We start from the raw sequence: 12,051 nt of genomic DNA, 5'->3' as shown, positions 1-12,051 counted from the left end.
CGCCGGGTGCAATTACCCCGAAACCAGCCCGAGGTCCTTGATCAGCTTCGCCACGTGGCCGGTCGCCTTCACGTTGTAGAGCGCGCGTTCGACCTTGCCCTCCTCGTCCACGACCACCGTGGAGCGGATGACGCCGGTGACGGTCTTGCCGTACAGCTTCTTCTCACCGAAGGCGCCGTACGCCTCCATCGTCTCCTTGTCCGGGTCGCCGACCAGCGTGATCTGCAACGACTCCTTCTCCCTGAACTTCGCCAGCTTCTCCGGCCTGTCCGGGGAGACGCCGATGACGTCGTACCCCTCACCCGCCAGCAGCTCCAGGTTGTCGGTGAAGTCGCAGGCCTGCTTCGTGCAGCCGGGCGTCATGGCCGCCGGGTAGAAGTAGACGATCACCTTGCGGCCCCTGCGGTCGGCCAGCGAGACGTCCTTGCCGTCGGCGTCGGGCAGCGTGAAGTCGGGGGCGGTGTCGCCGGGCTCGAGTCGCTGACTCATCGGAAGCTCCTTCACTGCGGGTACGTGCACTCGTGGTTTCCCCAGCTCCCCGCGGCGGTACTCACCAGTAGTGCGGTACCTCTCAGCGGGTCGGCGGCGGCCTCGGCCTGCCTCAGCGGGCCTGCCCGAGCGTAGCCGGAAGCCGCCGTTCGGGGGTGCCGTGGGGCATCGGCCCCGCTGAGCTGACAGGATGGCCGCTGACACGGTAGGACGCAGGACTGACAGCGACGGAGGCAACTCGGTGCCGGAAGCCAGGACCCCCGCGGACATCGAGGCGGACATCGTCCGCAGGCGGCAGGATCTCGCCGCAGCGCTCGACGAGATCGCCGTGCGCGTTCACCCCAAGACGATCATGGGCGACGTCAAGGCGAAGGCCGCGGCCGCGGTGGACCGCACGGCGGGACGCGCCTACGTCGTCGCCAACCGCACGGTCACCGACGTGCGCTCCCAGTTCGTCACCGAGGAGGGCAACCTCCGCCTCGAACGGGTCGTGCCCGTCGCCGTGCTGGCCGTCGCCGCGATCGGCGGTACCTACGCGCTCACCTCCCGCCGCAAGCCCGCAGGCCGGGGGAAGGCTCGCCGCCGACACCGCTGAGACGCTGAGATACGGTCTCCCGGTGAGCCCAAAGACCCCTGCCCCCGCCCACGATGACAAGCTGCCGATCCGCATGCTGCACGACCGCGTGCTGGTGCGGACCGACACCAGCGAGGGCGAACGCCGCTCCTCCGGCGGCATCGTGATTCCCGCGACGGCGGCCGTCGGACGCAAGCTCGACTGGGCCGAGGTCGTCGCCGTCGGCCAGAACGTGCGCACGGTCGAGCCCGGGGACCGGGTGCTGTACGACCCCGAGGACCGGGCCGAGGTCGAGGTGCGCGGGGTCGCGTACGTCCTGATGCGCGAACGCGACCTGCACGCCGTGGCCGCCGAACGCCTCCAGGACAGCGACGGCTCGACGGGCCTCTACCTCTGAGCGCACCCGCTACCTGAGCCGGTCAGTGGCCTGAGGTCAGTTTCAATCCCACGACCGCCACCAGCAGCAGAGCGATGAAGAAGATGCGGCCCGCGGTCACGGGTTCGCCCAGCATCAGCATGCCGACCACCGCGGCTCCGGCCGCGCCGATGCCGACCCACACGCCGTAGGCGGTTCCGATGGGCAGGCTCTTGGCGGCCAGCGCCAGCAAAATCATGCTGGTGGCGAAGCCCGCGACGGTGAAGACGCTGGGCCACAGTTTGGTGAAGCCCTCGGTGAACTTGAGGCCGATCGCCCAGGTGACCTCGACGAGACCGGCGACGACAAGCATGATCCAGGCCATGACGGCACCTCCGTAAAAACGCTTGCGGGGGTGCGTCGTCTTGTCGGGCCCGGTACGGCGCGTCTCGTCGGGACCGGCCCCACCTACGCGGGGGCCGGTCCCTGGACCGTAGCAAAGAGCACGGTCGGGCGGGGTGGCTCAGGTCACCAGGCGCCGGTCACCACTCGCGGACCCCCGGGGCGCCGCCCCCGGGATCGCCGTTGCCGCCGACGGCGCCGTCACCGCCGGGGCCGCCGCCGGGATCGCCGTTGCCCCCGTCGCCGCCCGGGCCGCCGCCCGGATCACCGCCGTCGACCCCGCCGGTCTCCGGGATGCTCGGGCCCGGGCTCGTCGGCGGTCCGGTCGTCGGCGGCTCGGGCGTCGAGGGATCGTCCGACGGCTCCTGCGGCTGCGAGGGCTGATCGGAAGGACCCTGGGAGGTCGGCGGCCCGGACGGCGGCTGGGACGTGCCGGGCGACCGGGTGCTCGGCACGTCACCGCTGCCCGCGGTGTCCAGGTCGAACTTCTTGGCCGGGCGGCCCTCCAGCGCCTCCTTGGTGTAGGCGCCCCAGATCTCCGCGGGGAAGCCGCCACCGTTGACGCGCGGCTGCCCCCCGGCCCCGTACAGCGGCTTCTGCGCACCGTTGGCGGGGTCCTTGCCCATCACGCCGATGACGGTCGACAGGTCGGGGGTGTAGCCCGCGAACCAGGCGGCCTTGTCCTCCTCGGCGGTACCGGTCTTGCCCGCCGCGGGGCGCCCCGCGGCCTGTGCCGCCGTACCGGTGCCGCCCTCGACGACGCTGCGCAGCGAGGCCGTCGTGGTGTCGGCGGCGGCCCGGGAGACGGCCCGCTTGGAGTCGTGATCGGGCAGGTCGACGACTTCGCCGCCACGGGTGATCTTGCTGACCATGCTGTAGTGACCGTGCTTGCCGTGGTTGGCGAGCGTGGCGTACGCCTCGGCCATGTCCAGCGGCGACGCCGCGGCGACACCGAGGGCGATGGACCCGTCCTCGGTGAGGTTCGGCGTCGTCTTGGGCAGCCCCAGATCGATGGCGGTCTGCTTGACCTTCTTGGGGCCGACGTCGATGCCCATCTGCGCGAAGACGCTGTTCACCGACTTGTCCATGGCCGTGGTGACCGGGATCTGCCCGTAGGAGCGGTCGTCCTCGTTGGCGGGCGCGTAGTCGGTGCCCTGCCCGTCGCTGACGACCTCGCGCTTGTTCGTGCCGTCGTAGACCGTGTTCAGTTTGATCGGCCGGCCGTCCTGCGTCGTGGACTTGTTCTGCACCGCCGAGGTGAACACGAACGGCTTGAAGGTGGAACCGACCTGGTATTCGCGGTTCGTCGCGGCGTTCGTCCACTGTTTGGTGGCCCCGATGCCGCCGTACATGGCGACGACCTCGCCGGTTTTGGGGTCCACGGACGCGCCGCCCGCACGGACGTACTTGTCGATTTTCCGGTTCTTCTTGTCGAGCTTCGACATCAGCTTGTCGTCGACGGCGTCGCGCATGGCCTTCTGCTTCTTGGGCTGGAAGGTCGTGGTGATCCGGAAGCCCCCGGCGCGCAGCCGCTGCTCGTCGATGATCTTGTTGTTGATGAGGTAGTTCTTGACCGCTTCGACCAGGTATCCGCGCTCCCCCGACATGTTCCGGGCCGGCTTGGGCTCGTCAGGCTCGGGGAACTCCATCCCCTTCCGGTCGCTCTTCTTGAGCCACCCCTCCTCGACCATGCCGTCCAGCACGTAGTTCCAGCGCGCCAGCGCCCGCTTCTTGTTCTCCGGGTGGGCGCGGGTGTCGTACGCGTTGGGCGAGTTGACCAGCGCCGCCAGATAGGCGCTCTCCTCCGTGGTGAGCTCCTTGACCTCCTTGCCGTAGTAGGCGTGCGCCGCCGACTGGATGCCGTAGGCGTTGCGGCCGAAGTAGCTCGTGTTCAGGTAGCCCTGGAGGATCTCGTTCTTGCTGACCTCGTTGTCCAGCTTCAGCGCGATGAAGAACTCCTTGGCCTTGCGCGTGACCGTCTGGTCCTGGCTCAGGTAGTAGTTCTTCACGTACTGCTGGGTGATCGTCGAACCGGACTGGCGACCGCCCCCGGTGAGCATGTTCCAGCCCGCGCGGGCCATGGCCTGCGGGTCCACCGCGGACTCGTGGTAGAAGTCGCGGTCCTCGGCGGCCAGCACCGCGTGCTGCGTCTCCTTGGGCACCTTGCTGAGCGGGACGCTCTCGCGGTTTATGTCGCCGTCGCGGGCGATCTGGCTGCCGTCGGCGTACAGGTAGACGTTGGTCTGCGCCGCGGCCGCCTCGTTCGGTGCCGGAATGCTCACCAGCAGGTAGCCGGCGACCAGCGCGCCGGAGATGAGCAGGACGATCAGCAGGAGGCCGCCCAGGACCATCCGCCAGGTCGGCAGAAGCCGCCGCCAGCCGGTGCGGCGACGCTTCTCCCTGCCTTTCTTGCCCTTCTCCTTCTTGCCCTTCTTCTCCATCATTCCCGCCTCGTCGCTCGCGGCGGGCGGCGTCTGCGCGGCGCCCGGGCCGTCCGGACCACCGGAACCGCCCGGGGCACCGGGGCCGCCGGATCCTGCGGCGGCCTGACCCATGATGGCTGTCTCGGCGGGCGAGGCCGGGCCCACGGCGGCGGTCCCGGCGGCCGTGTCGCCACCGGTGGCCGAGTCCCCACCGCCGGCCGGACCGCCGGTGGCGGCCCCGCCGGCTTCCGCGGCGGCTGCGGCGGCCCCCCAACTGGTCGTCCGTATGGCGCGCGTCGCACCGCTTTCCGGCGCGGCGCTCCCCGCCGCGCCGTTTTCCGGTGTGTTGCCTTCCGGGGCCTTGTTTTCTGCCGCGTCGCTCTCCGCCGCGCTGCTTTCCGCGCCGGGCCGCGGATGTGCTGCCGTGGTGCCCTCCGGGGGGCCCGAACGGCCGCGGGGGCCGTGGCCGCCCGTGCCGGTTCCGGGGGAGGTGCCGGGGTCGGCAGAGTGCGCGTCGTCGTCCTCGGCGGCGCCGTCCGAGGCCTCGTCCTCGGCGGGACCGCTCGTGGCTGGCGTGCTGCTGGTGGTGGGGATGCGGCTCTTGCCGGGAGTGCTGCTGGTGGTGGGGATGCGGCTCTTGCCGGGAGTGCTGCTCGTCATCGGTATGCGGCTCTTACCGGGCGCCTCGCCCGCTCCGGACGCCTCGCCGTGAGGTACTCCGCTGTCGGACACCGCGCCGTCAGGGCGTGCGCCGCCGACGGCTCCGCCCTCGCCCGAGGCCGACTCGTCGCCGGACGTGTCGCCACTGCGGGAAGCGCGCGAGCCGGACTCGCGTGAGCCGGACGCACGCGAGCCGGAGGCGCCCGAGCTGGGCGTGCCCTTGTCGGAGGCTTCCCCGTCAGAGGTGCCCTCCGCGGACGCGTCCTCCGCGGAGGCGCCCTCGGCAGGGGTGGGTCTGTCACCGGGGGTGCCGCTGCCGCTGGAGTCCCCCGCGTTCGGGCGGCCGCCCGGCGCGGGCGTGGGGGCGGGGGTCCGGGGGCCGGGCTTCGCGCCGCGGGCGGTCCGCTTCGGGGCGGGGTTCGCCGCGGGGCCGGCCGGCTTGCCGGGATGCTCCCTCTCGGCCGGAGCGTCCCTCTTGGCCGGAGCGTCCCCCTGGGCCGGGCTCTTCTCGGGCGGGCCGTCCGACTCCGGCTCTCGGCCTTCGGCGTCGCTGTTCGGCTCGTCACTCATGTTCGCAGGGACTCCTCGTCCAATGGCGGGCGCTGCGTCGTACGCCCCGTAGAGCACTTTCGCAGCCTCCGTACCGCAGACCGAACCCAGGGCGTGGCGGGCCCTGTGGATATTCGATGGCCGTCCACAGGGCCGCCGGGTTAGGCTCCGTCGCTTCGCCCACGCTCGGTCCTCGTACGGAAGTGCTACTGGAAAGACGGTGGAGGAGCTCGAAAGGATGCATCTGCTCCGTCTCAATCTCGCCGTGGCCGCGAGCGGCTTCCGGCGGTACGCCACCTACCGCGTCGCCACGGCGGCCGGCGTCTTCACCAACACCGTCTTCGGCTTCATTCTCGCTTATACGTTCATCGCTCTGTGGTACGAGCGTCCGCAGCTGGGCGGTTACGACCAGTCGCAGGCGCTGACCTTCGTGTGGATCGGGCAGGCGATGCTGGCCACCGCCGCGCTGATGGGCGGCGGTTTCCAGGACGAGTTCCACGCACGCGTCAGGAACGGCGACGTCGCCATCGACCTCTACCGGCCCGTCGACCTCCAGCTGTGGTGGTTCGCCTCCGACCTGGGGCGGGCCGCGTTCCAGCTGCTGGGCCGCGGCCTGGTGCCCCTGGCCGTCGGCGCTTTCGCCTTCGAGCTGACGCTGCCGTCCTCTCCCACAGTCTGGCTGCTGTTCCTGTGCGCCGTGTTCCTGGCGGTGGTGGTCAGCTTCGCGCTGCGCTATCTGTTCGCGCTGTGCGGCTTCTGGCTGCTGGACGCGACGGGGCTCAGCGCCCTGTCCACCCTGCTGAGCGTGTTCTTCTCGGGGATGCTGCTGCCGCTGACGGTCTTCCCCGGCGCGTTCGGCGAGGCGGTGCGCTGGCTGCCGTGGGCGGCCACGCTCCAGGTACCCGCCGACGTCCTGCTGGGGGAGAGCGGGGGCGGCGGTGCGGCGGGGCTCGGTTTCCAGCTGGCGTGGGCGGTGGTGCTGCTGGCCGCGGGGCGGCTGCTCCAGGCGGCCGCGACCCGCAAGGTGGTGGTCCAGGGTGGCTGAACAGGGCGCGGTGGAGCACCGGGCGCCGGGACGCGGACCGTCGGCGCGCCGGGCGCTGGGCCGGGTGGCCTGGGGGCTGCGTGCGTACGGCTTCATCGCGGCGATGTGGGTCCGCTCGACGATGGCGTACCGCGCGTCGTTCGCGATGATGCTGGTGGCGAACTTCACGACGACGTTCCTCGACTTCGCCGCAATCATGATCATGTTCTCGCAGGTGGACGCGCTGGGCGGCTTCGCGCTGCCCGAGGTGGCCTTTCTCTACGGCACCTCCTGCGTCGCCTTCGGCCTGGCCGACCTGTTGCTGGGGGAGGCGGAGCGGATCGGCCGCCGGGTGCGCGACGGCACCATGGACATCCTGCTGACGCGGCCCGTGCCCGTCCTCAGCCAGATCGCGGCGGACAGGTTCGCGCTGCGCAGGCTGGGGCGGATCATCCAGGGAGCGCTCGTCCTGGGCTGGTCGCTGACGCGGCTGGAGCTGGACTGGACGGCGGGCAGTGTGCTGCTGACCGTGTCGATGGTGCTGTGCGGCGGCCTCATATTCGGCTGCCTGTTCGTACTCGGCGGCGCCTTCCAGTTCTGGGCGCAGGACGCCTCCGAGGTGCAGAACGCCTTCACCTACGGCGGCACCACGCTGTTGCAGTACCCGCCCACCGTCTTCGGCAAGGAACTGGTGCGCGGGGCGACGTTCGTGGTGCCGCTGGCCTTCGTCAACTGGCTGCCCGCGCTGCGGGTGCTCGGCCGTGACGATCCGCTGGGACTGCCGGGCTGGGTGGACTTCGCCGCGCCCGCCGTGGCGCTGCTGTGCTGCGCGGGCACGGGGGTGGTGTGGCGGGCGGGGCTGCGCTCCTACCGCAGTACGGGGAGTTGACGGGTGACGAGAAGGGGTGGGAAGCCGTGCAGGAGGACGCGGGCGAGTCCGTGCGGGCCACGGAAACAGACACGGACACGGACGGCGCTTTCATCGACGTGCGGGATCTGAGGAAGACCTTCCGGGTGCGGCGCAGGAGCGGGCTGCTGCGCCGCACCAGCAGCGAGGTGCACGCGGTCGACGAGATCTCCTTCACGCTGCGGCGCGGCGAGATGACCGGGTTCATCGGACCCAACGGGGCCGGCAAGTCGACGACGATCAAGATGCTCACCGGCATCCTCTCGCCCAGCGGCGGGCGGCTGCGGGTCGCCGGGGTGGACCCCGCACGGGACCGCACCCGTCTGGTGCGCCGCATCGGTGTCGTCTTCGGGCAGCGCACCACCTTGTGGTGGGACCTGCCGCTGCGCGACTCCTACGGCCTGGTGCGCCGCATGTACCGCATCCCGCGGGCCCGCTACGAGGAGAACCTGGCGCGCTGCGTGGAACTGCTGGAGCTGGGCGGGCTGCTGGACGTTCCCGTACGGCAGCTCTCGCTGGGGCAGCGGATGCGCGGCGACATCACGGCGGCGCTGCTGCACGACCCTGACGTGCTGTATCTGGACGAGCCGACGATCGGGCTGGACGTCGTCAGCAAGGCGCGGGTGCGGGAGTTCCTGCTGCGCCTCAACGCTGAGCGCCGCACGACCGTGCTGCTGACGACGCACGACCTGAGCGACATCGAGCACCTGTGCGAGCGGGTGGTGGTCATCGACCACGGCCGCCTGATGTACGACGGGGCCCTCGCGGGGCTGCACGAGATCGGCAGCGGCGAGCGCACCCTGGTGGTGGACCTGGAGCGGGAGCTCCCGCCGATCGAGGGCATCCCGGGGGCCCGTACCGTGCGCACCGAGGGCCCGCGCCAGTGGCTCACCTTCCCCGCCACGGCCAGCGCGGCACCGCTGGTCTCCCGGATCGCGGCCGACTACCCGCTGGTGGACCTGTCCCTGCGCGAGCCGGCCATCGAGGACGTGATCGCCAGAATGTACGCGGCCTGAGGCGCCCCGGCCGGGGCGCAGCGGGTCGCAGGGTCACCCTTGACCGGCCGCTACGGCGCTCGCCACGACGGCGAGGGTCCGGCCGCATCACCGACGGCCGCCGGCGCACCATTGACGGGCGTTCCGCTGATGGGCGTTCCGCTGATGGGCGTTCCACTATGGGTGCTCCGCGCAAACGGCTGTCGCACCCCCGACGGCTGTCGCACCTCCGACGGCTGTCGCACCTCCGACAGCCGTCACAGCTTCGCGGGCCGCGACCCCTTCAACGTCTGCAGGTCGAGTGCCTGGGCCATCGCTCGGTACCCGTTGTCGCTCGGGTGCAGGTGATCACCGGAGTCGTACGCCGCGCGCAGCCGCTCGGGGTGCGCGGGGTCCCGCAGCGCCGCGTCGAAGTCGACGACGGCGTCGAACACCTTGCCGGCCCTGATCTCCTCGTTGACCGCCCGGCGCACGGCGTCCATCCGCGGGGTGTAACCGCGGTGTCCGCCGAACGGCGTCAGCGTGGCGCCCACCACCCGCAGCCCGCGGGTGTGCGCCTGGCGCACGAGGTCGCGCAGTCCGTTCACGATCTTGACTGGATCACGCTGCCGCGGCGGCTTGATGATGTCGTTGAGCCCCATCTCCACGACGACGACCTTCACACCCGTACGCGAGAGCACGTCGCGGTTGACACGGGTCAGCCCGCTCGGGCCGTTGTTCGGCGAGAACTTGCTGCCGTCGACCAGGACCCGGTTGCCGCTGATGCCCGAGTTCAGCACGCTGAGCCGGGGCGCGCCCCGCTCGGTGCGCAGCCGCTCGGCCAGAAAGTCGGTCCAGCGGTGGTTGGCGCCGGGGCTGGAGGTGATGCCGTCGGTGATCGAGTCCCCCAGCACCGCGACGGCACCGTCGGTCTCGTTGCTCCACACGTCGACGGCGGTCAGGTACCGCCAGTACGGGCTCTGCTGGTTGAAGGCGGTGCCGGAGGTGTCCTCGGTGCGGTCGCCCCCGGCCACGTAGCTGGTCTGCCGGGCGTAGGGGTGGTAGGTGACCGGGCCCGAAGGGGTGGGCGAGTACGTGGTGACCAGCAGGTCGGCGGCGTGCGGCACGTTGAGCCGCACCGCGTCGCTGGTGACCTCGCCGCCGGCCGGGATGGTGACCGAGGGCTTGTTCCCGAAGCTGAGGCGGCGCATGCTGCCCGCCGCGGCCGTCGGGTTGCTCGGGGCCGCGGCCAGGGCGATCGTCGCGTGGGAGATCGTCAGCGGGCGGTTGCCGAACAGGTTGGAGAGCTGGATGCGCGCCTGCGTGCCGCCCACGGCGGTGTGCACCACGTTCCGTATCGACATGTGCGCGAACCCGTCGCGGCTGCGCGGCTCGGCCGCGGCCGGGGCGGCGGACCAGGTGCCGACCCACTGGCCCGAGGAGGCCGGGGCCGCCGGGTTGCGGGACTGCGGTGAGTCCTCACCCAGTCCCCCTTCGCCGCTGCCCGCCCCGATGAATATCGCGGTCGACACGAGGACCACGATCGCCGCAAGTCCGGCGAGCAGGGCATAGCCCATGTTCCTGGTCACGCGCGCTGGTTCTCCTCGAACTGGACGGAGCCCCGGCTCCGGACGGTCGGCAGTGCCATGATCCCACGAAAGGGGCACAGATCCCTTCCGGGGGCCGTGCGCTCCGGGGTCTGAGATACCTCCCGCCCTGGCGCTGGGGGAGGGTCGTTGCGACGCGGCACCGGGTCGTAGTTGATGTTGTTTCAATGCTGCCGATCAGACAGACGCGGCAGAGCCGTCGTCCGTTCCACTCGGTTCCGGGCGAGGGAGAATGACACTCCGCGAACCGGTCCGAGGACCGGAGGCGGGGCGGTGATCAGGGGCGTCCACGGGGACGGTGGGAGCGGATGGAACGGACAAATGAGGGCGAGTTGCTTGGTCATGATGATGCCCACGTGAAAGCCGTCACACGCGGCCGTCCCGCTTCCGGAGGATCCGGAGGCGGCGAGGCCCCCGGAGGCCTCGCGGCTTCCGGGGTAAGCGAACACGGCACGTTGAGCCGATCGGGTGTCCCGGGCTCCTCCCCGGGCGCCGGGGGCGCGGCGGACGGCGCACGCGCGCCCGGCGAACCCGGTGGGCCCGGCGAGTCCGGTGGGCCCGCAGAGCCCGGTGGCGGGTCGGATGGTTCCGGCGGTACGTCCGGGGGGTCAGGACACGGCTCGGACGGCGGGTCCGGTGGCGGGTCCGATGGCGGACTCGGCGGGCTCGGCGGTTCCGGGCGCGGGCCCGCCGGCGCGGGTGGCGGACCCGGCGGGGGCGGGCCCGGGGGGTTCACCGCGGTGGACGAGGAGCGGCGGCGTGGCGTGCGCCGTATGAAGACGATCGCCACGGGCGCCCTGCTGCTGATGGCCGCCGTCTTCGCGCTGGCCACCTGGGCCGAGCACGCGGGCGCGGGTGCGTGGACCGGCTACGTGGCGGCTGCCGCCGAGGCCGGCATGGTCGGCGCGCTCGCCGACTGGTTCGCCGTCACGGCACTCTTCCGTCACCCGATGGGGTTGCCCATCCCGCACACCGCCATCATCCCGACGAAGAAGGACCAACTGGGCCAGAGCCTCGGCGACTTCGTCGGCGAGAACTTCCTGTCCGCCGACGTCGTCCGCACCCGGCTGCGCGCCGTCGGTATCGGCAACCGGTTCGGGTCCTGGCTCGCCCAGCCGGAGAACGCGGACCGTGTGACGGCGGAACTGTCCACGGCGCTGCGCGGCGCGCTCACCGTACTGCGGGACGCGGACGTGCAGGCCGTCGTCAGCGAGGCCATCACCCGCCGCGCCACGGCCAAGGAGGTGGCGCCGGGGCTCGGCGCGATGCTGGAGAAGATCGTCGCGGACGGCGGCCACCGCCGCGTCGTCGACCTGGTGTGCACGCGGGCGGCCGAGTGGCTGGACGAGCACGGCGGCTCGGTCATGGACGCGGTCGCCGGCGGGGCGCCGGGCTGGACGCCGCGGTTCGTGGACCGCAGGATCGGCGAGCGGGTCTACCGCGAACTCCTCCGCTTCGTCACGGAAATGCGGGACATGCCCGACCACCCCGCGCGCGGCGCCGTCGACCGCTTCCTCACCGACTTCGCCGCCGACCTGCGCTCCGATCCCGACACCCGCGCCCGCGTCGAACGGCTCAAGAACGAGACGCTGGCCCGCGACGAGGTGCAGGACCTGATCGCCTCCGTATGGGGAGCCGTACGGTCGATGCTGGTGGCCGCGGCCGAGGACGAGCGCAGCGAGTTGCGGGTGCGCGCCCGTGCCGCCCTGCTGTCGCTGGGGCAGCGCCTGGCGTCCGACGGCCGGCTCCAGGGCAAGGTGGACGGCTGGATCGAGGGCGCCGCGGTCCACCTGGTGACCAGCTACCGGGACGAGATCACCTCGCTCATCTCGGAGACCGTCGCCGGCTGGGACGCCGAGCACACCTCCCGCAAGATCGAGGCCCACATCGGCCGCGACCTGCAGTTCATCCGCATCAACGGCACCGTCGTGGGCTCACTGGCCGGCCTGGCGATCCACACGGCGGCCCACGTGCTGGGGGCCTGACGTCCCTGACCTGACCTGCGTGGGCCGGCCGCCCCCGGGGACGCCGGGCGGCGGGTGGAGCTGCTGGTGGACAGGCTCGCCGTGGTCTGACGGGCCACCGGC

Annotated in this window: 10 protein-coding genes and 1 riboswitch; of the genes, 6 read left to right on the top strand and 4 right to left on the bottom strand. The window is 71.8% G+C overall.

The features are described 5' to 3' along the window. Positions 1-12 precede the first annotated feature (12 nt). Positions 13-489: a thioredoxin-dependent thiol peroxidase gene (gene bcp / locus MMF93_RS12360; RefSeq protein ID WP_242751363.1), complete on the bottom strand. Its 477-nt coding sequence runs from the start codon at positions 487-489 to the stop codon at positions 13-15. Positions 490-730: 241 nt separating this feature from the next. Here bcp and MMF93_RS12355 point away from each other — a divergent pair, with 241 nt between their 5' ends. Both MMF93_RS12355 and MMF93_RS12350 read left to right on the top strand, forming a co-directional pair. Beyond that, positions 731-1,084 carry a DUF3618 domain-containing protein gene (locus MMF93_RS12355; RefSeq protein WP_242751362.1) on the top strand — a complete coding sequence of 118 codons (354 nt, stop codon included), beginning with the start codon at positions 731-733 and terminating at the stop codon, positions 1,082-1,084. Between the two features lie 73 nt (positions 1,085-1,157). Further along, positions 1,158-1,460 (top strand): GroES family chaperonin, encoded by a 303-nt coding sequence (locus MMF93_RS12350; RefSeq protein ID WP_114013724.1) that lies wholly within the window; start codon positions 1,158-1,160, stop codon positions 1,458-1,460. A gap of 22 nt (positions 1,461-1,482) precedes the next feature. Here the strand turns inward: MMF93_RS12350 and MMF93_RS12345 are convergent, their stop codons facing one another. After that, entirely contained in the window at positions 1,483-1,803 is a 321-nt protein-coding gene (locus MMF93_RS12345; protein ID WP_114024476.1) for a DMT family transporter, read from the bottom strand. Positions 1,804-1,832: 29 nt separating this feature from the next. Then, positions 1,833-1,903: riboswitch (guanidine-III (ykkC-III) riboswitch) on the bottom strand. A 57-nt stretch (positions 1,904-1,960) separates the two neighbouring features. Then, the gene (locus MMF93_RS12340; protein ID WP_423835408.1) at positions 1,961-5,473 is read right to left on the bottom strand and encodes a transglycosylase domain-containing protein; all 3,513 of its coding nucleotides are present in this window, start codon (positions 5,471-5,473) and stop codon (positions 1,961-1,963) included. Between the two features lie 217 nt (positions 5,474-5,690). Here MMF93_RS12340 and MMF93_RS12335 point away from each other — a divergent pair, with 217 nt between their 5' ends. The 3 genes from MMF93_RS12335 (at position 5,691) to MMF93_RS12325 (ending at position 8,399) form a co-directional block, all read left to right on the top strand. Then, entirely contained in the window at positions 5,691-6,497 is an 807-nt protein-coding gene (locus MMF93_RS12335; RefSeq protein WP_242751361.1) for an ABC transporter permease, read from the top strand. A gap of 103 nt (positions 6,498-6,600) precedes the next feature. Continuing rightward, complete coding sequence (locus tag MMF93_RS12330; protein ID WP_242757510.1) at positions 6,601-7,365, top strand: ABC transporter permease; 765 nt, start codon at positions 6,601-6,603, stop codon at positions 7,363-7,365. A gap of 92 nt (positions 7,366-7,457) precedes the next feature. Further along, entirely contained in the window at positions 7,458-8,399 is a 942-nt protein-coding gene (locus MMF93_RS12325) for an ABC transporter ATP-binding protein (protein ID WP_423835596.1), read from the top strand. Between the two features lie 236 nt (positions 8,400-8,635). Here MMF93_RS12325 and MMF93_RS12320 read toward each other — a convergent pair whose 3' ends face one another. After that, a complete protein-coding gene (locus MMF93_RS12320; RefSeq protein ID WP_242757507.1) occupies positions 8,636-9,934 on the bottom strand; it encodes an SGNH/GDSL hydrolase family protein in 1,299 nt (432 codons plus the stop codon). 485 nt (positions 9,935-10,419) lie between these two features. On the opposite strand from MMF93_RS12320, the gene MMF93_RS12315 reads away from it, so the two are divergent. Continuing rightward, on the top strand, positions 10,420-11,949 hold the full coding sequence (locus tag MMF93_RS12315; RefSeq protein ID WP_242751360.1) for a DUF445 domain-containing protein: 1,530 nt from the start codon (positions 10,420-10,422) through the stop codon (positions 11,947-11,949). The last annotated feature ends 102 nt before the right edge of the window (positions 11,950-12,051 follow it).

The organism is Streptomyces tubbatahanensis, assembly GCF_022699385.1.
In the GTDB taxonomy this organism is placed as follows: domain Bacteria; phylum Actinomycetota; class Actinomycetes; order Streptomycetales; family Streptomycetaceae; genus Streptomyces; species Streptomyces diacarni.
The sequence above is the reverse complement of the archived record's forward strand: the minus strand, read 5'-3'. Positions and strand labels throughout refer to the sequence as shown.

Bases quoted from the DNA above. Each gene is read 5' to 3' on its own strand.
- bcp (WP_242751363.1), bottom strand. From the start codon at position 489: ATGAGTCAGCGACTCGAGCCCGGCGACACCGCCCCCGACTTCACGCTG.
- MMF93_RS12350 (WP_114013724.1), top strand. From the start codon at position 1,158: ATGCTGCACGACCGCGTGCTGGTGCGGACCGACACCAGCGAGGGCGAA.
- MMF93_RS12345 (WP_114024476.1), bottom strand. From the start codon at position 1,803: ATGGCCTGGATCATGCTTGTCGTCGCCGGTCTCGTCGAGGTCACCTGG.
- MMF93_RS12340 (WP_423835408.1), bottom strand. From the start codon at position 5,473: ATGAGTGACGAGCCGAACAGCGACGCCGAAGGCCGAGAGCCGGAGTCG.
- MMF93_RS12335 (WP_242751361.1), top strand. From the start codon at position 5,691: ATGCATCTGCTCCGTCTCAATCTCGCCGTGGCCGCGAGCGGCTTCCGG.
- MMF93_RS12330 (WP_242757510.1), top strand. From the start codon at position 6,601: ATGTGGGTCCGCTCGACGATGGCGTACCGCGCGTCGTTCGCGATGATG.
- MMF93_RS12320 (WP_242757507.1), bottom strand. From the start codon at position 9,934: ATGGGCTATGCCCTGCTCGCCGGACTTGCGGCGATCGTGGTCCTCGTG.